This window comes from Trichocoleus sp. Lan (assembly GCF_039961855.1).
Lineage (GTDB): Bacteria > Cyanobacteriota > Cyanobacteriia > Cyanobacteriales > FACHB-T130 > FACHB-T130.
Window position 1 is genome coordinate 76,080 of sequence record NZ_JAMPKA010000014.1, and the last position, 23,200, is coordinate 99,279.

The window sequence follows — 23,200 nt, forward strand, 5'->3', positions numbered from 1 at the left end:
TTTGTTACGGCTGGGTAAGAGAATGCGATCGCGACTCGCTACTGAATATTCCCCTGGTGTTCGCACTTAAAACCCCGCCGACGCCAATCTTTTATATCTACATCCTTCAGGGGAATTAATTTTGAACATTTAGGCTGATAAACCTGACTCACCATTGCCCACAACAAACTACGAGATAAGTCCAATCCTGTCTTGAAAGAGGATTCTCGATTGCCAGGAATGCCTTGTTCGGGAACAATCTCTGGCTCTACCCAAATGCCTTGAGCGCCCATGAGAATCTGTGCTAGCCACTTAGCTCGTGGTAGATGGGTACCGGAAGTAATTAGTTTGACTTTTTTTACTCCCCATTCGCGTAGAATCGGCACACTATAGTAGAAGTTACCAAAGGTGGAGTCTGCACACTTTTCTAACCAAACTCGCTCTATGGGAGCATTTTCCCGTTGAAAAATTAGCAAAATGCACGGTTCGGGAGAACCTTGAGAAATTAATATGCGGGTTTGCGGGTATTCTTTTGCAAGCTGAGCTACGTATATTTCTCTACGAATACTACCTCCTAAAACCAAATAGGCATCTACTGGACCGGACGCCGCAGAGCGCAAAGTTAGCATAATAGTTAATAACCATGTCCCCAAGATGACGCTAAAGATAGCGATCCCTGGTGTTAGAAGTTGTCGCCATCTTCTGAAACCAGCCCGCCTAGATAAGTTGATGCGATCGCGCACAGTTGAACTACCTCTGCGTTTTCCGGGCATTTTGAGAATTTGAAGGGTATTTAGCCGATGCTTAACACTACTTTAGCTAGCCAAGCGATTTTGTTGTTCTTTTACTCTGGCGGCGATTACACTTAGGTAGACAAAAATTTGCAGGGGAGTCTAGCTAAATTAGACTGTTATCCTTGTTACAGAGACGAATAAGGAGGACACTGGGCGAACTGGCACAAAATTGATGCAGCCTGGTTAATTAACCTGAGTATCTTAGAAATAGTTCGTTTCAGGCGTCACGCGGTATCTACACATTAAACCCCACCCGTTCGAGCCACCGTTCATGAATCCATCCCCAAAAAACTTTTCCTTGCTCCATGTTGCTCTCTTTGGTGGAGCGATCGCTACGACAGCAGCTTTATCTTTCTTTGGCTCCTCCGTTCGCGCTGCTCTACAGGAAAGTCCAAAATCAGTCGTCGATGAGGCATGGCAAATTGTCAACCGCGAGTATGTTGATGGCACCTTTAATCAGGTGGATTGGCAAGCAAAGCGGCAACAGCTGTTGAACAAAAACTATAATTCCCGTGAAGATGCCTATAAGGCGATTCGGGAAGCATTGGAAACCTTAGGCGATCCCTACACCCGCTTTTTAGATCCTAAACAGTACCAAGCCCTCACCAGTCAAACTTCCGGCGAACTCTCTGGCGTCGGTTTGCGCTTGGAACTGAACGAAAAGACTCAGGTTCTTACCGTCGTAGAACCCATTGAGAATTCCCCAGCAGTGAGAGCGGGACTTCAGACTGGGGACAAGATTTTGACAATTGATGGCAAAGCCACAAAAGGGATGAGTGTGGAAGCCGCCGCTAACCTGATTCGGGGTGAGGTGGGGACGAAAGTAAAGCTTAAGCTGTCACGAGACGGAAAAGGCGACTTTGATGTGACATTGACCAGAGCGCAGATTGAAATAGCAGCCGTCCGTCAGTCGGTCAAGCAGGAAGGCAAGTTGCGCGTTGGCTATATCCGTCTGAATGAATTTAGCGCTCACTCAGCAGAGCAGATGCGCCGCGCTATCCAATCCCTGAATAACGACAAAGTAGATGCTTTTGTATTGGATTTGCGGGGAAATCCGGGTGGATTATTGCACGCGAGTGTGGAAATTGCCCGGATGTGGATGGACAAAGGTGCTATCGTCCGTACCGTAGACCGCAAGGGAGACAACGAAGAATTTGCGACAAATCGCACGGCGCTGACACAGTTGCCTTTGGCTGTACTGGTAGACGGCAACTCGGCAAGCGCCAGCGAGATTCTCTCAGGTGCGTTGAAGGATAATGGTCGAGCCACAATTATTGGCTCTCAAACCTTTGGCAAAGCGTTAGTGCAGTCGGTACATTCTCTCTCCGATGGTTCGGGTTTAGCGGTCACGATTGCCCACTACTACACGCCCCTAGGAACGGATATCAGCCACAAGGGGGTGACTCCGGATATCAAGATTGACCTGAACGACGATCAGCGAAAGCGTCTGGGGACGAATCCATCGCTGGTGGGAACTCAGCAAGATCCCCAATATGCTCGCGCGATCGCAGCTTTGGAAAACACCCGCCTTGCCCAACCCAATAAACCTCAACGGACCCGACCGATTAGCGTCCGGTAAGAGCAAAGGAAGTGAGGACTGAAGAGTGAGGACTGAGGGTTGAGGACTGAGGACTGAGGACTGAGGACTGAGGAAAAGAGGAAGAAGTAAGAAGAAACTGGAGAAAAATTGACTGCTTTTAAATACTTCTTTTCTTCTAGCCCAGTCCTCAATCCTCAGTCCTCAGTCCTTTTTTGTTGGTATTTTTGTTTCTCAACGGCAGCGCGACGACCGCCTGTAATTCGAGCAACTTCTTGTGCCTGTGTTAAAAGCTGGTTGAATTCAGTCTGCTTGAGATAACCCATATCAAAGGCGACATAGAGTTGAAAACGAAGTTCGGCACAAGAAGATTTGGCGATAGAAAGAAACTGATGAAACTCTGCCCGACCACCTCGCTCGAAGCCTTCTGCAATATTAGACATTATGGAGACTGCTGCTCGTTGAATTTGCCTAGAAAGCCCAAAGTCTTTTGCAAAATCACCCTGTTGAGTGACTTGATAAATTGATTTTGTAAGGATTCTAGCTTTTTGCCAAGCAATCAAATCTTCAAATCGCTCTACTCTATCTTTCACTCGCCTATCCCCCTCTATTTCTCACTGACTCGCCTGTAAGACGCCTTCACTCCTGACTCTTGACTCCTGATTCCTGACTCTTCACTTCTCAGTCCTCAGTCCTCAGTCCTAACTCTTCACTCCTCACTTTTCTGTAGCTGGCTAACTAAGTGAACGAGTTCTGGCAAAATTAGCTGTTGGATGGCAAGTTTAACGGCATTGGTAGAACCGGGGATAGAAAATACCAGTTTGGTTTGATAGACACCGGCAACGGCGCGAGATGCGATCGCCCGCGAGCCAATTTCTTGATAACTGAGAAACCGGAACAATTCGCCAAATCCAGGCAAGATTTTTGAGAGCAAGCTTTCTAGAGCGTCGTAGGTGGTATCTCTCGGCGCGATGCCAGTGCCTCCATTGAAGATCAAAGCATCCAGATCCGGGCGTTGGGCGAGTGCTTGCAGCTGCGCCCGAATCTCCTCCGGTTCATCTTTGAGAATGGCGTACTCTGAGACCGCATGACCGGCATCTCGGAGTAACTGTTTAATCAATTGACCGCTTTTGTCGGTTTCGGGCGATCGCGTATCGCTAACTGTGATAACAGCGCAAGTCACTGTCATCCTCTCCGGGTCTGGGTGAGGCAGATTGGTCATGGGTAAGCTATTCCCTCAAGAGTTTTGAGTTTTTAAAAACGGGCTTTTCTGGGATATCTTACTGCCACACGGCTGTCCGATTAACCGTTCCTACGAATCTTGACTCCTGATTTCGCTAGCTCTCGGTAAGGGCACGCGCATTCAAATACTGTTCGGTTAACTCAAATTTTGCATCAAGCCCTCAGAATGGAATTTTGCGGCGATTGCATTCCAAGTCCTAAAAGCGCGAACCAACCGAAAATCTAGGGTTCTGTAACCTGCTCCCGGCAGGTTTTCATGTGTGCTTGCTGTCGCTGTGCGGTTTCAACCGCTCAGTGGAGGGGTGTAGAGACGCATTAGCGAAATGGTGCATTCGTGCTGCGACACGTTAACGCAGTGCAGTGCCGCACCATTTCGCGTCTCTACCGGAGGTTACTGGTAGGCAAATGAGCTTATCCGAACCGGATTGCATGGGTATTGCCTGTGCCCCAAGCACTTAGCTCTTTATTTAGGACTGGCTAAGTTCCAAACCATGATCTTTTGCATACCGTTGCATGAAGCGCATGAAGCGATCCCATTCTTCAGGAGACTTCATCAGGTAAGTTGCTTGGAGGTCTTTTGCTTGACCGTTGACAAATACGCCCTTGACTTCTCTCGTCAACAGTTCTCCTTCCTCGTCAACCATGTACATCCCAGTGATTTCCCCTGAGGTTTCGGTGTTAAAGGCGTTGGGACTTTCAAAATAAAACGTAGCGGTGCCATGAGCGCCACTCTTAGAGCGGGTTAGCTTTACATCCGGTATGACTTCTTCGTTGATCCCTCTGGAAAATTGAATTTGAGCCATAATTCTGCCACCAAGTTTTTATGATAGATAACTTAACATTTTCTCATTATTTAGAGCGGACTGGTTCAGCTTTCACGGGTGCTTTTGGGCACTTTAGTACCTCGGATGCCACCAAGAGGCCTGAGTTAGACGAGCGATCAAGTTAGAATTAAGCATATTTCCCTAAAAATTGGCAGAAATAAGCTTTTTTAGGACGATTAGTATGGTTTAGTTTCTTAAGCTCAAAAATGCTGCTTTAAGCGCTTCTAAAAGGGAAAATTAGCTTAAAATCACGGATGCGAGCGCTTTTTTGGTGTGAGATGAATCTTGAATCTTTACTCCGACTCAATCGCCTAATTCGCGTCATCGGCTTCGATGATGCGCCGTTCGCACGCCGTAGGGGTGGTAGTGCCTCCATCGCTGGGATCGTTTGTGCAGGCACCCGCTTTGAGGGCATGGTGTGGGGAAAGGTGCGGCAAGATGGCTGGAATGCAACTGATACCGTTTGTAAGCTACTGCTCGGTAAAAAGTTCTTGCCGCAATTACACTTAGTGCTGCTCGACGGCATCGCTTTTGGCGGTTTTAACGTAATTGACCTTCCTAAGCTTGCCGAGCGATTGGAACTCCCCTGCGTTGCCGTGATGCGGCGTCAGCCTGATCTAGCCGCTGTCAAACAAGCCATTCACCACTTGCCACAGCCAGAGCGACGGCTCAAGCTTTTGCAGCGTGCTGGTGGAATTTATACCTTCCCGCCATTCTTTTTCCAAGTGTGCGGTGCTGAGCCAGACGTAACCGCTGCGGTGCTGCAACGTCTGACTGACTGCGGCAACGTTCCAGAGGCATTACGTCTGGCGCATTTAATTGGAGCAGCGGTGGTGAAGGGAGAAAGCGGACGTTCGGCGTAAGGATTTGGTAATGAGAGTTTTGAATTTTGAGTTTTGAGGCGAGCAGAAAGTCCTTTAACTCAAAACTTTTTCCCAATTATCAAAAAACAACCCTTAGGCGGGATGAAAGTAAAAAGCTGCTCCCAAGACGATGTAGGTTGCTAAGAGCAGTACGCCTTCTAACCAGTTAGAGCGTCCGTCTAGACTGATAAGATTGGCAACAGTGACAGCGATCGCTACCGCAATCACTTCAAAAGGATTGAAGTTGAGATCCATTGGTTGACCAATGACAACTCCTACCAAAACTAAAATTGGAGCCACGAGCAGGGCAACTAATAAACTAGACCCCATCGCCACAGAGACGGATAAATCCATATTGTTCTTGAGAGCGACGTTGACCGCAGTTACATATTCGGCTGCACCGCCAACGAGAGGCAACAGAACAACACCTGTAAATAAGGGAGTCAAACCCAGACCCTTTGTTGCTTCCTCCACAACTCCCACAAAAATCTCTGACTCAAAGGCAACTGCAACCGTAGAGGCTACTAACACACCAATCCAGAGCCAAAGATTCGGTTTGTGGGCAGTTGATTCAGCTTCAGAACCGATTGAATTTGGTGAGTCTAAATCGACTAATCCCACCTCGTAAAGATAGCTATGAGTTTTTAAAGAAAACAGTAACGTCAGAGCATAAACTACGATTAACACAGTGGCAACTGTGAGGGAGAGATTGCGAATTGCATCGAGTGGAACACCATTTGAGGTATTGATGACCGTCGTGGGCAAAATAAGAGCGATCGCTGCCAGCGTCATCGACGAACCATTCACCCGCGCCACAATCGGCTTGAATTCCTGTTCTTTATAGCGCAGTCCTCCTAACAGCATGGAAAGTCCCATGACCAGGAGTAAATTACTGATAATTGTTCCAGTAATACTTGCTTTAACAATGTCAACTAAACCAGCATTTAGAGCTGCTAAAGCAATAATTAGCTCGGTTGCATTTCCAAAGACTGCATTTAACAATGCACCAATCGAAGGCCCCGTAACGACGGCAACTTCTTCAGTCGCAGTGCTTAACCAAATTGCTAGGGGGACGATCGCGATCCCTGATGTAATAAAAATGGCAAGCGAACCCCATCCTAAATATTCAGCAGCAATTGAAATGGGTACAAAAATTAGCAGGACGTAAGAAATAATTTTCTTGATTGACATAGCGAATTGTGGCTGAAATTGCAGAGCATGATGAATTTTCCCACCCGATGAGACGTAGGAAAGTAGCAACGAGTTCTCCCCTGGATGGTTGAGACGAGTCATACTTTCACTGCTTGATGTCATCGAAAATTGGGCACCTCTCACCTCTGTAAGAATATCTGGAAACTTGTCAATTGCACCCTGTCGTTTCTCGTATGCTGATGTAGAAGCAGGAGGACTCGATGCCAAACGACAAACGAGAGGAAGGAAGAACCGCGCCTCGCCCCAATCGAGTGGGAGTTGCTCTGATAGCCGTCTCCGCAACGGGTTTTGCGACGCTGGCGATCTTCGCCAAGCTTGCCTATGCGGAAGGGTTAGATTTGTCCAGCACCCTGGCTTGGCGATTTACAGGCGCGGCAGTGGTACTCTGGGCGTGGCTGGTGTGGCGAGACGAGTGGCGCTTAAAACCGCAAGACGCGATCGCTTCCACCCTTTTGGGAGGCGTGGGGTATGCGATTCAAGCAACTCTGTTCTTCGGCGCTCTTGCTTACACCAGCGCTGGCGTTGCCGCTTTGTTGCTTTACACCTATCCCGCCTTTGTCACTGTCTTGACGTGGGTAATCGAAGGCGATTGCCCTGGGTTCTACCGAAAAATTGCCCTCGGTTTAGCCCTCACCGGCTGTTTGCTGACTGCCGATTTGGGTGGAACCACCGTGCAGCCTTTAGGGTTAAGCTTGGGGATCGCATCGGGAGCCTGGTACGCACTTTACCTAACCTTTGGGGCGAGATTAGTGCGATCGCTCTCTCCGGTGACAACCAGCGCCTATCTGTCTCTGGGAGCCGCCCTCTCTTTTATGGGAGCCGCTTGTTTGGGGCGGGGGCTGATTTTCCCCCAAACAACTGTCGCCCTAGGGACAATCGCCGGGTTGGCAGCGATCGCCACGGTGCTGCCCATCATTACCCTGTTCGCGGGTATTCAGCGGTTGGGAACCTCCAGAGCTGCCATTCTCTCCACCATCGAACCCGTGGTGACGGTGCTGCTGGGAATCATTTTCCTAGGAGAGCAACTCGTAGGCAGACAAATATTGGGAGGGTTACTGGTAGTCAGTTCGGTGGTGTTAATTCAGGCGTTTCCTCAAGATTAGTCGCTTGATTTACCCTCGCAGGGGTCTTGACGCAATTTGATCCCTTTGCTAAGTTCATGGATGAATGGACTTATTGCATAAAACTTAAATAAAAGAGTGATAAGTTCCATAGCGACCTAGAAAAAACTGGCTTTTGCCAAAATTCTCAGGTACGCAGTAAATTCTCAAAATTAAACCAAATTAGACGCTTCCCCCTATGTTCAGCAGCAGTTTTTACTTTTATTGGTTTAGGACGGTTCACCGGCAGTGAATCCAGTGCCCGCATTGGAACCGCCCGGTGAACCGCAGAGTAAAATCTGCGGTTTTTTTGTTTTAAGGAGCAACTTTTCATGGTGATGACCTATTTCAGTAGCTGGTTTTATGGCTTTTATTTTTGGCCCACAAGTTCCGGGTAAATAGCGTCATGCCAATGAATCGTCTATAGCCCGGAACTACAAAAGGTTCCGGGCTTTTTTATTGCCAAACTCTAACCTCCAACCTCCCCTACCCTCTCCTACAAGGAAGGGGAAGAAACAATCTTTTAACTTCAAGGAGACTCGAATCATGATTAACGCTAAACTTGCCTCGCAATCTCACGCTGACCACCAAACCATTGTCAAACTTTCCGAACAAGTTTCCATTGGTGGCACGGAACTGGTGATTATCGGTGGTCCTTGTACAGTGGAAAGCTTGGAACAGATGGAAACTGTCGCTAACCAACTCGCCGCCGCACCCGTTCAGGCGCTGCGTGGCGGTGTCTACAAACCCCGTACCTCTCCCTATGCGTTCCAGGGAATGGGAGTGGAAGGATTGCAGATTTTGGCAGATGTGCGATCGCGTTATGGCATACCCGTCGTCACAGAAGTGATGTCAATTGGGCAAATAGAAGCTGTTGCGACTCACGCGGATATGCTGCAAATTGGGAGCCGTAATATGCAAAACTTCGATTTGCTGAAAGCTTTGGGTCAAGTTGGCAAGCCAATATTGCTCAAACGCGGTCTAGCTTCTACGATTGAAGAATTTGTCATGGCGGCGGAATATATTTTAAGCCACGGCAATCCCGATGTGGTACTGTGCGAACGGGGTATTCGCAGCTTCGATAACTATACGCGCAATGTGCTGGATTTAGGCGCGGTAGCGGCTTTGAAGCAGATAACCCACTTACCAGTCATTGTCGATCCGTCTCATGCCGTCGGTAAGCGGGAATTGGTAGCACCTTTGGCAAAGGCTGCGATCGCCTGTGGCGCAGATGGCTTAATTATTGAGTGTCATCCAGAACCCGAAAAATCTGTTTCCGATGCTCGTCAGGCGCTTTCTTTAGAAGATATGGTGGATCTCGTTCATAGCTTAAGACCTGTAGCAGCAGCTGTTGGGCGAAATATATCGGAAGTAGGGGTGGGTTTCAATTTAAAACCTGCCCCTATTCATTTCTCTGCCAAAAAACCATGTGGACTTACGGCTTAATCCCATTGATTAATTCTGTCGGTATTTGCGTTCCTTCTTAGCCCCCCAATTCATGTGATTGGGGGGATCTGCTGCCATGTGTTAGATTTCTCAAGGAATTTTAGAAGAGGTGCGATCGCTAATTTCTGCTAATACCAATTCTTTATGAGCATGATTTATTTTAGTAGAGACATAGCAATGCCATGTCCTTACAGAACAATCGAATGCATTGTTATGAAGAGTTGGTATAATTCAATCCCTTCACAATTACGACGGGAAGTTTACAAGCAGACTTTAACCGAAGATGATAAATACTACTCTTATTGCCTCAACAGGTGTCGAGAAAGTTGACGCGATCGCCTGCGAAATTATCGGCAAAATCGGGGAAAGTTTTCCAGGTCGCATTCGCGGCTATTATTTGGAAGGCAGTTATGCTGATGGTACTGCGGTAGCTACCAGCGATATCGATCTGCGCGTCGTTTTTAAGGGTAGCCTGACTTCTGACGAACGACAGGAATTCGCACAGGTAAGCGACGAGTGCCAGAAAATCACCTCGATAGAACTGGGTATGACCGCAGACAGTGAAGAGGCGCTGTTTCGGATTGGTGCGGTTAGGTTCCAGAAAGGCACGCTTCTGATATATGGGGAAGACATTCGCCCTCTGGTTCCAATAAAGCCAATAGATAGCTATATCCTGGACAGTATGCACTTTCCATATCGGTTGTTGACGCGATCGCGTGGCAATCCGGAGGTGTTAACGTTTCCTCTCGACTATCCCGATCCGGACGGTGAGTTTTATGGTTGCGATCGCCGTCAGATGCGTGCGTCGGATGGAACGATTCACTACGGAACTAAAGATTTGGTGTTAAATGTCCTTTGTCCGGCGACAGCACTCATCGCTCTAGATGCCGGACAATATGTGGTAACGAAGCGCGAATGTGTTATCCAGTACCGCAAATGGATTAATGACGAGTGGACGGCGCTTGTAGAAGACATTTACGAACAATGCCGCAATTATTGGAATTATCTGGTGCCCGAAGCAGAGGCAAATCGAAAGCAACTGAGGGAATATTGTAAAAGCGCTTTAGCTTTCGAGAACTATTTTCTTTGGCGCTACAAAGCGTTTTTGCTTGCCGAGTTGCAGCATCCAGATGAATTTCGCCAGTTGTATGCTGTGAAACGGTTGGGACAAATTATCTATCCCGACCAAACGGTAAAGTTGGCTTTAGAAAATGTAAAAAAGAGCAATTCTCACGAAATTCAGCTAACAGTTGATGCCACATTGCAAAGATATCTCTCGTTCCCAGGTTGAGCCGAAAAACAAGAAAATCAACACTCAAGTTACATCTAAAAAGTAGGTTGCGATAAGATACGTTTCATGATTGCTCAAGCCACGATAAAGACAAATAGGTTAGTCTTGCGTCCACTCACCTTTGAGGATGCCCCATTTATCCAGACATTTGCTAGCGTCCGTGAACTCGCTGACGCCATGATTTCCATTCCTCATCCCTACCCTAATGGTGAAGCTGAGCGATACATCTCTAAGCAACTTGCAGAGTTTGAAGCGGGTCATTCTGTCACATTTGTGATTGAGAGCAAATCTGAGAGGGTGTTTAGCGGAATTATCGAAGTTCGAGATATTGAACGGGAGCATTCTCAGGCTGAACTGAGTTTTTGGTTAGCAGTTGAAGCATGGGGACAAGGTTACATGAGTGAAGCATTGAAACCAGTGCTTCATTCCGGTTTTGAAGATTTATCTCTCAATAGGCTCTATGGCTATCAGATGGTCAGAAATCCAGCTTCGGGAAAAGTATTTCAGAAAAACGGGTTTGTACAAGAAGGGTTGCTACGCCAGAGAGTGCGAAAGTCGGGAGTATTTGAGGATGTGGCGTTATGGGCAATTCTGCATAGAGATTGGCAAAATTCTCTAAAAATTATTGGTAAAGGATTTCACTCCACTTCACAAAAAGACTGATACAGATCCCCTTACAAAAGGGGCAAAGAGCAAATTCCAAGTGTATCGCTATTAAAGGTAATTTGTATGAGCCTATTTTAATTGGCGTAGAGACGCGATTAATCGCGTCTCTACAATGCACGTGAGAAATAAGCAGTCTTACATCACATCTCGATTTTTTGTTTTCACCCGCTCATAAAACTCCTCCATTACTTCAATAAAAGAACTATCTTTCTTCCAAAAAGGTGGAAAGTCTCCCTGCTTTTTAATCAAAATTGCTGGCAAGCTTGCCAGCGATGCCACTTCAACAGTTTGAGGCAGTCGCTTAGTCCCCAGCCAAAATTCTCTATGATTTATCTTCTCCGTAACCGGGACTTTTTCCAGAGGGGTGTAGTAAGACGCGGAGGGTTCTAAAGGGATTTCTTTTGCTGTGAGTTCAGTGGATAAAACCTCTCCTAAAGGAGATTTTGCCAGTTCCGCTTGCAGTGCTTCTTTAGATAAGCCTCTGAGTTCAAACAAGAGAAACGGATTGTGGTCTAGTTGGGACGCTACCAAGTAGTAGACACCCGCGATGTGTTTGCAGGGATTGGCGTAATCTGGACAAGAACAATTGGTTTTAAAATCTTTGCGATTGTGGGGTAGAAGATGCAATCCTAGGTCAGAAAAAGCATCTTCAATATTATCGGGAACTTCATTCATCAATAGCTTGGAGACAAAGCTAGCTTTTGATGAAAGGTGTTTAATCGCCTTCGACCAACTAGATTCATCAATCGGTGTAATTTCAATATTGATAATATAGGTTGGCTCTTTATAAACTCCAAAATAGGGATTCACTGAACCTTTTACAACAGCATTAATTTCATTCTGGTCAATTTTGTAGTGGAGGACTTTCCCCCCATTCGCATAGGAACGTCCTCGTCCTAATCTCGCAGGATCGGTAAAAGCTTCTAAGGCTTGAATGAAGCGTTTTCCCCACCAGGTACGGCTAAATTGAGCCATGATTACTCCAAGATTGCAGCTTTGTTCAGTGAAATCAGTTGTTTAAAGGCTTCGTTATCAAGTTCTGTCAGCCAAGCTTCATCGGTACCGACAACAGCAGAAGACAGCTTTTTCTTATCTTCAATCATTTTATCGATGCGTTCTTCCAAAGTCCCAATTGCAATAAATTTGTGAACAAATACATTTTTATTCTGACCAATCCGAAAAGCTCTATCTGTCGCCTGATCTTCAACGGCGGGGTTCCACCAGCGGTCAAAGTGAAAAACGTGATTTGCTTTCGTTAACGTAATGCCAACTCCGCCAGCTTTGAGAGAAAGAATAAACACCGATGGTTCAGTTTCTGGGTTTTGAAATTCGGTAATCATTTGTTCTCGCTTGTTGCGGTTGGTGCCTCCATGAATGTAATAAGTGTTGTAGTGACAAGTATGCTTGAGGTATTTTTCTAGAGAGTCGCAGATTTCCTTGAATTGGCTAAAAATTAACAAACTTTCGCCTTCAGAAATGGCTTCCTCAACCATTTCTGCAAGACGGCTAAGTTTATGCGATCGCGCGGTTGAAAATTCGCTCCCATCTTGTAAAAATTGCGCTGGATGATTGCAGATTTGTTTCAGCCTCAGCAATGTTGACAAAATTAACCCTTTGCGCTGAATGCCTTCAGAATCATTGATTTTTTCGCTCACATCTTTGACGACAGCCTCATAAAGAGAAGCTTGTTCTTTTGTCAAATTGCAATATAATTTTTGTTCAACTTTATCTGGCAGCTCGTTAATAATTGATTGGTCAGTCTTGACTCGACGTAAAATAAAAGGCTCTACCAATTTTTTCAAGGTCGCAGACTTCACCCGATTATTATCTCTCTGAATTGGAATCTCAAAACCCTTGCGAAATTGTGCTTCCTTACCCAAATAGCCAGGATTCAGAAAGTTAAATATTGACCATAAGTCCAGCAATCTATTTTCTACTGGTGTTCCGGTTAGTGCCAGCCGATGGTTAGCAGTCAACTTTAAAATTGCCTTAGTTTGAGCAGCTTTAGGATTTTTGATATTTTGCGCTTCATCCACTACCACTCGATGCCATTTCAGACTATGCAAAAGTTTTTCATCTTTTCGAGCCAAAGTAAACGATGTAATCACGACATCATGCTTAAGGCAAGCTTCTTTAAAATCAGCGACTTGTTGAATGCGGCTACTGCCATGATGCACCATTGCTTGTAGATGAGGCGCAAATTTTTCGATTTCTTTTTGCCAATTTCCAACAACTGATGTCGGTGCAATCAACAAAGTTGGTAAGATTGAATTTGTCGATTCTTTTTCATTCACCAGCCGAGCAATTACTTGAACCGACTTACCTAATCCCATATCATCAGCAAGACAACCATTTAGACCGAGCGTTTCTAAATATTGCAACCAGGACACGCCGCGTTTTTGGTATTCGCGTAAATTTCCCTGCAACTTCGGCGGATTTTGAACCGGCTCTAGTCTACTTTTATCCTCCAATTTCGCCATCATTTCTGACAATGTCTGGTCATGCTCGACTTCAATATCATCCTCCGCTGCTGCGGCTAATTTCATGAAATCTAACAAAGTCATTTCTGGCTGTTCTTTAGCCTGAGATTGCCAGAATTCCAACATCTGCTGCATCTTTTCTTGGTCTAGTTCTATCCACTGACCGCGAAATTGCACCAGCGGCGTTTTAGCTTTGACGAGTTGCTGCCATTCTTTTTGAGTAACCGGCTGACCGCCAATTGATAGCTCGTATTGATATTCAACAATCGCGTCTAAATTAAAGTATCCTTTGTTAGCAGCTTTGGATTTACCAACGTTTCGAGAAGACGTTTTTAGCCGAACTCTAGCTTTCCGACGACCATCCGGCGTCCACCAGGCGGGAACGATGACTTTGTAACCGGAATCTTCTAATACCCAGGCGCTTTCTTTGAGAAATTCAAAGGCTTCTTGCAGATTAAGTTGCAACCCGATTGGCTGGTCAGTTTCCAATCCCTGCCATAGTTTAGGGTACATCCGCGCTGCATATCCCAAATTCAAAAGCAGATTATTTTCAAAATCTTTGCCAAAGTATTTTTGAATATCTTTTTTACTTTTCTGATTCAGCCGCCAATAATCTCCTAAAGAAAGTTTTAAGGATGGATCTTGTTTGGAGTTAGCCAAGAAAACAATTTGCCAGTTATCTGTTTCAGAGTTAGCTTCTTTTAACTGAAAGCAAAGGTCAAAATTTCCCGTATTTTGGCTGCGGGTTAGTTTAGCTTTCCAGCCATACCATTGTTTGTATTCTTCTAAAGCTTTTTCGGTAGTTTGCGGATTTTTGCTGTCCGGATAGAAACAATCATAAAGGATGGTATCTGTAATCTGCTGATCGAATTTAGCAGTCGAGGGAGTATGGGTGACAATTTCATGCAACAGACATTCAGAAAAGTGACGAAGTAAGCTTTCTTTAGAAAAGAATTCTACTGCTGTCCGGGGTACGGCAGAACCGGCAACGCAGACTAAAGGCATATAGTCTACGTATCTTTGAATTAATGTTTCATATTTTTCAGAAACAATTTCCCATCCTGAATAAATTTCAAAGGAATTAGCGGTTTGCTTGCGTTTTCCTTTGGTTACAGCAGGAAGTTCTCGATATTTGAGGCTGGGAATATATTGGTCTTTGAATATAATTTGTTTAAATGCTTGGGTATAGTGATACCAAAATAGGAGGTCTGAACCGATAATAATTTCACCAAAGTTATGTAGAGCCAAGAAGTGAATATCGTTAAGCAGTTTAATAACATTATTGACCTTGGCATAGCTATAACTGCCGGTTTTTACCCTAGCGTTAACTTCATAGGTATCAATTTCCCAGTCCGTAAATTCTTCATAGTCTTCGTTAACTTCTTCTTCCAAATATTTAATTAATTCAGGAGAAGGAAGAGGCTGGTTGTTCGCGGTGGGAAGAGCAATGTATTGAGTAGAAATATTCTCGCTAATCTTATGATAGGGTGCTGTGGCGATTCCCAGTTCATTGGTTAGAAAAGCTTCCAAGTCGTCTTTGGCAAGATGGCTGGGATGGATGTTTTTTTGCGAGTTGCGGCGTTTTTTGAAAATTGGGGTTTCTACCCACAGGTAAAATGCACCTGTTTGTAGGAAATTAGCTTCTGCCTTAGGAATCCAAGTACCGTGGAGGATTTTCATAGGTAGATGCCTCAAGGAGAGTTTTCTGAAATTGTAGCGGGTTAAGGATGCGAACCTCTCGCAGAAGCCGTCCCTTGGGGACATGGCTTCTTATCTGTTGCAATATATTTAGTTGTTTGCGTCCCTACTGTCAAGTTTTCTAACTGGGTTCTGGATTAAAAAATGTAACGGTAAAAGTTAAAATCCGAGCAAAAGAGAGCTTTCTACAAAAAACAAAGATTGGTCTTAGAAAGGCAGCGAATATGCTAAACGGTTACTTTCAGTTGTGGCTGCGGCTTTTGGAGGGATTCACCCTCTTGCAAATAGGCTTGTACAGATAGCCATCGTAATTGCTGTATACACAGTTACAGCCCGTAACTTCCCCACCAGAGATAGATGTTAGCCATGCTAGTAGTTGCACCTACAGACTGACAGCGGTTCTACCGCTAGCACGACAACATTTAAATTGGCGATTGTTATTCTGATTAAGGAAAAAAACACCGGATGGGCGTTATGCCGCAGTGGCCCAGAATCGGACATCAAAGAAGAGCGACGTCAGATGTCCGAACGGTTTAAATAACAAAAGGCCTAGAAGGTGTGGAGTTTTTGTCGCTTCCTCCACTTTGTTACTACCGAGGGGAGGCGCAACCCTCCATCAGAGCGGTCTTAGGTAGTAAACGCTTGTGCTGTAACAACTCATTGTCTATGCAAAAAAGCCTTGACTCCTTTTGGAGTCAAGGCTTTTCTGTCTGATTATCTTATTTGCATCCTAAATGATTTGTGAAGGCGAGATCCGCGATTTCCAGACAGAAGTTGGGGATCTCAAGGGCTGGCTCATTACTCAAATAGAATTGCTATATCTGCGATCGCTATTGGCAATTTTCTGTATTTCTTCAGCAATTTATTTTTGCTACCCTCAGCCCCTTTTTAAAATCTGTAGGCACAGCAGGCTCCCCAAACCTCTCTCCGACCCGGTAGAGGGGTTTTGAAGAGGAAGGGACTGGGTTAGATTTGCCAGGGCTTTGAGCGAATTAGAAAAACTTGCACATGGCGTGGCTTATCTGGGAACAGGTTCATAATTGGTTCCTTGCAACAATAATGAAACCAGCGGGGATGCCATGAGGGTAGTGATAATTGCCATAATGACCATGATGGTAAATAAGGTTGGAGTAATTACACCTTCCTCTAAACCAATGTTGAGGATAATTAACTCCATCAATCCTCGTGCGTTCATTAGCGCCCCAATGGTTGCGGACTCGCGCCAACTTTCACCTGCGAGTTTTGCTGCCAACATACAAGCTAGCCCTTTCCCCGCGATCGCTATCAGGATAATCAGTAATGCGATCGCCCAGAGTTGCGGCGTGTTGACTAACCCGATTTGCGTGTTCAGTCCGGAGAAAACGAAGAAAATCGGGAGCAAAAACGAAGTCGTCAAAAACTCCGTGTGGTGGCGCACTTGGTCGGCAAATTCGCCCCGTGGCATCACTGTGCCCAGAATAAACGCCCCAAACACCGCATAGATGCCTACCAAATCGGTAAACCACGCGCATACCATCAAAACGACTAAAACTAATGTCAGGGTTTGCATCGTCACGCCCTTCTCTTGCTTCGTCCGACGTGCGAAAAAGGTAAATGCCGGTCGTCCGACGAAAATCATCAACAACACGTAGCCAAAACCCCCGCCAATCGCAAAAGCGGCAATACTGGCGCTGCCTTTAATGCTGGCAAGTACAATCGCTAGCAAACACCATGCCGTCGCATCATCGATCGAACCAGCTGCCAGTGCCAGCGTCCCGAAGCGGGTTTTGGCGATGCCGCGTTCGTATAGCATCCGGGCGAGCATCGGAAATGCTGTAATCGACATGGATGCGCCCAGATATAAGGCTGCTGCCGGACGAGTAATTCCAGGTTTGAAGAGTTCGCCATTGCCGTACAACAACAAAGCTGCGATCGCGCCTAAGATAAAAGGAGCCAAAATTCCTGCCCCAGATACCAAACCGGCACTCTTGACTCGGCGCTTGATCAAATCGGTATTAAACTCTAAGCCGATCAAGAACATATAAATGACCAACCCAATCTGGCTGATGGCAAAGAGAATCGACATCGATGGGTTGGGAATTTTCGTCGCCGCATCAATCACAATCGGGGCTTTGGGGAACAGCCATTGCTGCACATCAGGAAGCAGCAGACCAAACAGAGATGGCCCTAACATCACCCCCGCGATCATCTCGCAGACAACATCGGTTTGACCAAAATAGCGCCGCCCAATCATCGACACAATGCGACAAGTAGCGAGAATAACGGTTAGTTGCAGCAATAACTTTAGAACGAGATCAAAATTCGACATCCTATGCCTCTGGGTCGGGAGTGTTGCGATGTATCTAGGAGTAAAGTGCTGAGAGTTTATATAGAATCAGCGCTTACATCCCGATTTCCGTACCCAAACTTTTTTCAGCAAGTTTTTGCAACATAACCTAGAAAGTTGCTCTAGGAATCTAGGGAATATTATTAATGTGAGAAAATTTCACACCCCATTAGAATGAATACAGCATCAGTAAGCGGCTGTAAGACTTTAACCTGCTAAGCGTGCGGCTTTCTATTCAGAAAATACACCTTTTGGTATTAGGATTGGTTTACTGAGTTCTTCTCCTTCTGCCGTTAGATGCCTTTTCTAACACGGCTAAATTAAGGAAACTCCTCATGTCAGTCCCCAAAGATCCTCTTCAACCAATAAAAAATCGACTTCTTGCCGCTTTGCCTGACGAGGAGTACGAACGCCTGGTTCCCCATCTAGAACCCGTCTCGCTCCCACTCAATCAAGTCCTCTACGAACTTGGCGTACCAATTGAATACGTTTATTTTCCCCAACAGGGAATTGTTTCTTTACTCAGCGTGCTGGAAGATGGCTCGACTGTGGAAGCTGGAATGGTGGGTAATGACGGAATGGTAGGTCTCCCCATAATTTTGGGAGGCAACAAAACGAGCAACCGAGCGTTGGTGCAGGTCGCAGGCAATGGCATGAGAATGAAGGCAGAGCAGCTCAGATCCGAGTTTAAGCGGGGAGGGGCACTGCAAAGCCTGCTGTTGCGCTATACGCAAGCACTGCTGACTCAGGTTTCTCAAGGAGTCGCCTGCAACCGCCTGCATACGATAGAAGAGCGACTTGCCCGGTGGCTGCTAACCGTTCAGGATCGCGTGGAATCAGACCAGTTTCCCCTCACTCAGGAATTTATCGCCCAGATGTTGGGCACGCGCCGTTCTGGCGTCACGGTGGCGGCTGGCACCCTCAGCAAAGCGGGAACGATTCGCTACAGCCGTGGCAAAATCACCATTCTGAATCAAGGCGACTTGGAAGCGATCTCCTGCGAGTGTTATGGAATTATCAAAGCCGAGTTCGGTCGGTTGCTTGGCACGGAACACCGTTAGATGGCGTTGTACTAGATGGTGTTGCCCTAGATGCTGTTGCACAACTGCGGCTAGGATTAATGATTGGGCGAGCGTTGTATATAGGGTTTCTCTTTTGGATGCAATAGATTCGGAACCTCACCCCCAACCCCTCGACCTTCACGGAGAGGGGAGAATATTCAACCCTGGGTTCACGAATAGCTATCAAATTCATTCTTCAAGCGGGCGACGCTGGGTAAATGGCGGATAAATTCTTTTTAAATTGTTTGTTTTCTCGTATGTGCGAAAGCGGACAGACGGCGTTTGCGATCGCGTTTATTGTTTAAATAGTACCAAGTGTAACTTGAGCTGAAACTGTCATTCTGCGCGGTTTCCTAAGCGCTACTAAGGGGAGCCAAGCACAAAGCGCACAATCGTAGTATATGGTGAGATGCTACCGTCACCATCACAAGAGACAGTTACACATCATTAGATAGACAGCTTTGAAGCTCCGTCGTGTTGCCAAGTATGAAGGCGAAGATGGCAACTGACAAATGTGATAAGTCTCAGCAAAGCTGAGCTAAAAGGGGTTTTTGACCACAAAACATGACTAGATGCCGATAAATCTTGTAGGTTTCCCTAAATATGTGCGAAACCGGACAGACGTTACTGTTACTCGTGTTTATGCTTGAAATAGTCGAGTATTAAGTTCCTCTCGTGTCCCTTGTTGTCTCCTTTAATAGACGACTGAATTAGGGAGTTTCCATCTGTCAGGGTCAAAGGAAATAAGAGGTGTAAAATGAATAATTTAACAAGAATGCCTTTTACATATAATGATACGAACCAAGAAAAACTTTGGGGAAATGGTTGGAATAAACTAACTCCAAAGCAGAAAGAATTGGTTTCAGAAATTCTTAGGAATTTAAAACAAAGAAGCCTAGAAGCCTGGTAGTGCGACTCCCTGTTAAAAATAGGTAGATAATTATCTTTCAGAGTGCCTTGTCCTCAAGGTTGGTTGCTTGGATATTAAGGTAGGCTAAAGACCTCTTCATCCGTTGGAATATCTGTTACTGATTGCTCTACTTTGTGGGGATGAATCTAGATGCATTCACCGATAAAGTAATTACAGCGGTCGCAATTTATCTAGATGATGCTAAATATCAAAAAAATAAACATCAAAATCCCGCCTTGCCCCGCTTGCGGGGCAAGGCGGGATCGATTTAGGACAATTGCTAAAAAATATACCTCTACTTGACAGGCCGCTACACTTTTACTTGTATAACGATAAATGATGCCAATATCACAATCAACTGCCTATACGACTCCGCCCCGGACTAAAGCAGCTTATGAGTTAGAAGCTTTGCTGGACTACATAAAGCGAAGTCGTGGTTTTGATTTCACCAGCTACAAGCGTCCTAGTTTGATGCGTCTGGTAATGAGCCGGATACAGAAAGTGGGGATCGACAGCTGTACAAAGTATATTGATTACCTAAAGGCGCATCCCCAAGAATTTACTCACCTATTTAACACACTTTTAGTCAATGTTACTTCTTTCTTCCGCGATCGCTCAGTTTGGGATTATTTGTCTCACGAGCTGATCCCTCAGATCGTTGCGAAGAAGGAACCAGACGAACCGATTCGAGTTTGGAGTGCTGCATGCGCTTCTGGAGAAGAAGCTTACTCGTTAGCAATCATCCTTGCGGAGATACTGGGAATCGAACAGTTCCAGGCGCGGGTCAAAATCTACGCCACAGATATCGATGAGGAAGCTCTTAAGCAAGCTCGTCAGGGAACTTATACGGCTAAGGAAGTTGCGGGGATTCCTCCCGCTTTGTTAGAGAAATACTTTGATAGCACTCCTAACAGCTACATTGTTCATAAGGAGTTGCGTTCTGCGCTACTGTTTAGTCGCCACAACTTGATTGAAGATGCGCCCATCTCCCGTCTCGATCTGCTGATGTGCCGCAACGCCCTGATGTATTTTAATCCCGAAGCCCAACGAAAAATCCAGTCCCGCTTTCACTTTGCGCTCCGGGATAGTGGCTTTCTCGTATTAGGTCATGCGGAGGGACTGCTCAACAGCCCTCAGACTTTCAGCACCGCAGATTTGAAGCGACGTGTTTATACAAAGACGCCAAAGGTGAATGTGCATCTGAATGCATCTGAGGTGCAGGACTCCAAACGCGATCGCATCCGCCAAGGTGTCCAGACTAGCCAAGGTGTCCAGACTAAAGGTGTCCAGACTAAGGGAGAGGAGTTGCGATCGCTTACCCAGACAAGCCCTGAAAAGGCAGTGAAGCCTCTAGAAAAGCAACCCTCATACTTCCAGCAAGAGTTGCAGCAAGAGTTGCAGCAAGCGTTCCAGCAAGTGTTCCAGCCAGAGTTCCAGCAAGTGTTTCAGCCACAGGTAAAAACCAAGCAACCCTCGTCTACCCATCAAGCGTTAACAACCGAGCAGACACAACTCCTGGTGCTTCAAGAAGAGCTAAAAACCGTTCAACAAGAACGTCTGGATCTCAAAAAACAGTTGAACAGGACTCAAGAGGAACTCCAGTCCACCCACGAACAACTACAGACGATGAATCAGGAGTTGCAGTCTCTCAGTGAAGAACTGTACCAGCGCAACGAAGAACTCAATCAAGCCAAAGCTTTGTTAAAGAAGATGACTCAACCTAAATTTCATGGAGTCGCCTAGCGCGTTGTGTCCCTCTTATCGCACTTCTCGTTGGGATGCAGTGCAATTTAACCCCATCGCGGCCCCTTTCCACTTGTGGAGATCGAGTTGGGGGTAAGGTTAGGAGTGTGTATTGCAACAAAGTGGCGCAAGTCTAAACAGAGGGATTTCTCGGTGACGCTGCAAGCCCACACGATAGCGCTATTCTTTGTGTAGGTAGTTTACACCTAGCCCATCGCTACTAAATCATGTTCGAGCGGCGCACTGCGATTTCTCTATCGAATATCCTGCTAATTGTCGTCACCAGTTTGTTGGGAGTGTTGCTATGGCAGCTGCGGAGTCTCCTAGTCATCCTCATGGTTGCCGTAGTCATCGCAGCGACGATTTCCCCCCTCATCGACAAGGCTGAACGCTTGCAGCTTCCCCGGTGGTTGGCGGTCATTGTTGTTTATGTAACGCTAATTTCTGGCATCGTTGGGGCGGGATTGATTATTGGCCCTACCGTAGCCGCGCAGATTCAACTGCTTGCCGTCAATTTGCCAATATACATTGAAAATCTTCGGGCACTCATTCAGAAAATTGTAATCAGTTACAACGACGAGCGACCCGATTTAGTCAACCAACTCCTTGATACCCAAGCGCTAACTAGGTGGGTGTTTAGTTCCAGTCAACAAGTCCTGCTGCGCTCTTACGACATCACCAAAGGAATTATTGGCGGCGTTTTTAGCTTAATTTTGGCTTTATTGATTTCCGGTTATATGGTGGCGGGTAGTCAAAACCTGGTTAAAGGTTTGGTGCAGCTATTCCCGTCGCCTTGGGATGAACGTCTGGAGGCTCAAGTGGCACCGATGAGCCAGCGGATGGGGAATTATATCCAAGGTCGAGTTGCGGTTTCAGGGATTTTAGGGGTAGCGATTACCCTTGGCTTAGGTTTTTTAGGGCTATCAGAGTTTGCACTCGGACTTGGCGTGATCGCTGGTTTCACCAATTTGATCCCCTTTGTGGGGCCAGTTTTGGGAGCCATTCCCGCTCTCATCGTGGCAGTTTCTCAAGGTGGGTGGACGTTCCTGTGGGTGCTGCTGTTGTTCGTGATTATCCAGAATGTGGAAACTTATGTCCTCGATCCGCTACTGGTAGGTTCTTCTGTGAAAGTCCATCCTTTGTATCAACTGCTGGGGGTGCTAGGAGGAACGCAGGTTTTAGGCATTCTTGGCGCGTTGATTGTTCCTCCTTGGGTGGCGGGTGCCGCTGTCCTGTTGGAAAATCTTTACTTAAAACCTAAATTGATAGCCGAAAATAAAGCGGGTGTTATCGTCGAAGCCTCACCTGATTCCACCGCTATTCCCCTCAAATCTTCAACAATGAAGTAGTCAATTCTGGGTCGTTTTTTTAACTTTGCTTACCTCTGCATTCTTTGCTGAACTCGGAACCTCACCCCCAACCCCTCTCCGTGAACGGAGAGGGGAGAATATTGAACCCCTCTGGGTGAAGGTCGAGGGGCGGGGGTGGGGTTAAACTTTACTGCCTCCAATAGAGAATTGCTATTCGCTGGATCTTGCATCCCTCTTAGGTTTCGTCTTATCAAACATAAAGTTTTACGACAGGTAGTTGATTTGATCGGCAAAAATTCCGTAGCATTTGTTACAGAAATGTTTTGAAAATAGCTTATCAGTGGAGGCTCTTAACTGCGACGGAGAGCAGTCAGCCAACTCTGAGTGCTGTTATCGCTATTGGAGGGGAAACAGATATGACATTGAATTATTGCGTACTTCCTTTGCTGTCTCGGACTAGAAGCTGGGCACCTCAAACCAATCGAACCCAGTCTCAGATGGATTATCAGGATTCGACTTGGGTACAGTTGCTAGAACTTCCCAACCCTTATAGCCACGATGAAGCGTTGCTACTTTGCCAGCAGTCTGAGGACGAATGGGTAGCATGGATTCCGGATCATGGTGAAGCGGTGCTGCATACAAGCCAGTTTATTAGAGTTCGTTAGAAGGATGCGAGTAGAGCGATCGCTACGCTTTATGCAACGCAACTCGATAAGCG

Annotated in this window: 20 protein-coding genes; 12 read left to right on the forward strand and 8 right to left on the reverse strand. The window is 46.2% G+C overall.

What is annotated here, in order from left to right:
- Positions 1-38: 38 nt before the first annotated feature.
- The gene (locus tag NDA03_RS14135; RefSeq protein ID WP_190689164.1) at positions 39-752 is read right to left on the reverse strand and encodes a YdcF family protein; all 714 of its coding nucleotides are present in this window, start codon (positions 750-752) and stop codon (positions 39-41) included.
- Between the two features lie 292 nt (positions 753-1,044).
- On the opposite strand from NDA03_RS14135, the gene ctpB reads away from it, so the two are divergent.
- Entirely contained in the window at positions 1,045-2,352 is a 1,308-nt protein-coding gene (gene ctpB / locus NDA03_RS14140) for a carboxyl-terminal processing protease CtpB (protein WP_190414839.1), read from the forward strand.
- 155 nt (positions 2,353-2,507) lie between these two features.
- Here the strand turns inward: ctpB and NDA03_RS14145 are convergent, their stop codons facing one another.
- The 3 genes from NDA03_RS14145 to psb28 form a co-directional block, all read right to left on the reverse strand.
- Entirely contained in the window at positions 2,508-2,873 is a 366-nt protein-coding gene (locus tag NDA03_RS14145) for a four helix bundle protein (protein WP_348238328.1), read from the reverse strand.
- Positions 2,874-3,019: 146 nt separating this feature from the next.
- Entirely contained in the window at positions 3,020-3,532 is a 513-nt protein-coding gene (locus NDA03_RS14150; protein ID WP_190414837.1) for a MogA/MoaB family molybdenum cofactor biosynthesis protein, read from the reverse strand.
- Between the two features lie 487 nt (positions 3,533-4,019).
- The gene (gene psb28, locus NDA03_RS14155) at positions 4,020-4,355 is read right to left on the reverse strand and encodes a photosystem II reaction center protein Psb28 (protein ID WP_190414836.1); all 336 of its coding nucleotides are present in this window, start codon (positions 4,353-4,355) and stop codon (positions 4,020-4,022) included.
- Positions 4,356-4,654: 299 nt separating this feature from the next.
- Here psb28 and NDA03_RS14160 point away from each other — a divergent pair, with 299 nt between their 5' ends.
- On the forward strand, positions 4,655-5,239 hold the full coding sequence (locus NDA03_RS14160) for a DUF99 family protein (protein ID WP_190525116.1): 585 nt from the start codon (positions 4,655-4,657) through the stop codon (positions 5,237-5,239).
- 93 nt (positions 5,240-5,332) lie between these two features.
- On the opposite strand, the gene cax is transcribed toward NDA03_RS14160, so the two are convergent.
- Entirely contained in the window at positions 5,333-6,430 is a 1,098-nt protein-coding gene (gene cax, locus NDA03_RS14165) for a calcium/proton exchanger (RefSeq protein ID WP_190415026.1), read from the reverse strand.
- Between the two features lie 221 nt (positions 6,431-6,651).
- On the opposite strand from cax, the gene NDA03_RS14170 reads away from it, so the two are divergent.
- The 4 genes from NDA03_RS14170 (at position 6,652) to NDA03_RS14185 (ending at position 10,951) form a co-directional block, all read left to right on the forward strand.
- Complete coding sequence (locus NDA03_RS14170; protein ID WP_348238329.1) at positions 6,652-7,554, forward strand: EamA family transporter; 903 nt, start codon at positions 6,652-6,654, stop codon at positions 7,552-7,554.
- 543 nt (positions 7,555-8,097) lie between these two features.
- On the forward strand, positions 8,098-8,997 hold the full coding sequence (gene aroF, locus NDA03_RS14175; RefSeq protein WP_348238330.1) for a 3-deoxy-7-phosphoheptulonate synthase: 900 nt from the start codon (positions 8,098-8,100) through the stop codon (positions 8,995-8,997).
- Between the two features lie 283 nt (positions 8,998-9,280).
- Entirely contained in the window at positions 9,281-10,288 is a 1,008-nt protein-coding gene (locus tag NDA03_RS14180; protein ID WP_348238331.1) for a nucleotidyltransferase domain-containing protein, read from the forward strand.
- 66 nt (positions 10,289-10,354) lie between these two features.
- On the forward strand, positions 10,355-10,951 hold the full coding sequence (locus tag NDA03_RS14185; RefSeq protein ID WP_348238332.1) for a GNAT family N-acetyltransferase: 597 nt from the start codon (positions 10,355-10,357) through the stop codon (positions 10,949-10,951).
- Between the two features lie 138 nt (positions 10,952-11,089).
- Here the strand turns inward: NDA03_RS14185 and NDA03_RS14190 are convergent, their stop codons facing one another.
- Both NDA03_RS14190 and NDA03_RS14195 read right to left on the reverse strand, forming a co-directional pair.
- Positions 11,090-11,929, reverse strand: a complete 840-nt coding sequence (locus NDA03_RS14190) for an SWIM zinc finger family protein (RefSeq protein ID WP_348238333.1) — start codon at positions 11,927-11,929, stop codon at positions 11,090-11,092.
- 2 nt (positions 11,930-11,931) lie between these two features.
- Positions 11,932-15,114: a DEAD/DEAH box helicase gene (locus NDA03_RS14195; protein WP_348238334.1), complete on the reverse strand. Its 3,183-nt coding sequence runs from the start codon at positions 15,112-15,114 to the stop codon at positions 11,932-11,934.
- Positions 15,115-15,508: 394 nt separating this feature from the next.
- Between NDA03_RS14195 and NDA03_RS14200 the strand changes: the two genes are divergently transcribed.
- Positions 15,509-15,673 (forward strand): hypothetical protein, encoded by a 165-nt coding sequence (locus NDA03_RS14200; protein WP_190430771.1) that lies wholly within the window; start codon positions 15,509-15,511, stop codon positions 15,671-15,673.
- Positions 15,674-16,150: 477 nt separating this feature from the next.
- Here the strand turns inward: NDA03_RS14200 and NDA03_RS14205 are convergent, their stop codons facing one another.
- Complete coding sequence (locus tag NDA03_RS14205) at positions 16,151-17,440, reverse strand: cation:proton antiporter (protein WP_348238335.1); 1,290 nt, start codon at positions 17,438-17,440, stop codon at positions 16,151-16,153.
- A gap of 353 nt (positions 17,441-17,793) precedes the next feature.
- Between NDA03_RS14205 and NDA03_RS14210 the strand changes: the two genes are divergently transcribed.
- The 5 genes from NDA03_RS14210 to NDA03_RS14230 all read left to right on the forward strand — a co-directional run bounded on the left by NDA03_RS14210 (position 17,794) and on the right by NDA03_RS14230 (position 23,147).
- Positions 17,794-18,519 (forward strand): Crp/Fnr family transcriptional regulator, encoded by a 726-nt coding sequence (locus NDA03_RS14210; protein WP_190414826.1) that lies wholly within the window; start codon positions 17,794-17,796, stop codon positions 18,517-18,519.
- Positions 18,520-19,276: 757 nt separating this feature from the next.
- Entirely contained in the window at positions 19,277-19,429 is a 153-nt protein-coding gene (locus NDA03_RS14215; RefSeq protein ID WP_190430722.1) for a hypothetical protein, read from the forward strand.
- Positions 19,430-19,765: 336 nt separating this feature from the next.
- Positions 19,766-21,172: a CheR family methyltransferase gene (locus NDA03_RS14220; RefSeq protein ID WP_348238336.1), complete on the forward strand. Its 1,407-nt coding sequence runs from the start codon at positions 19,766-19,768 to the stop codon at positions 21,170-21,172.
- Positions 21,173-21,399: 227 nt separating this feature from the next.
- Complete coding sequence (locus tag NDA03_RS14225) at positions 21,400-22,521, forward strand: AI-2E family transporter (protein ID WP_190430723.1); 1,122 nt, start codon at positions 21,400-21,402, stop codon at positions 22,519-22,521.
- Between the two features lie 377 nt (positions 22,522-22,898).
- Entirely contained in the window at positions 22,899-23,147 is a 249-nt protein-coding gene (locus NDA03_RS14230; protein WP_190430724.1) for a hypothetical protein, read from the forward strand.
- Positions 23,148-23,200 lie beyond the last annotated feature (53 nt).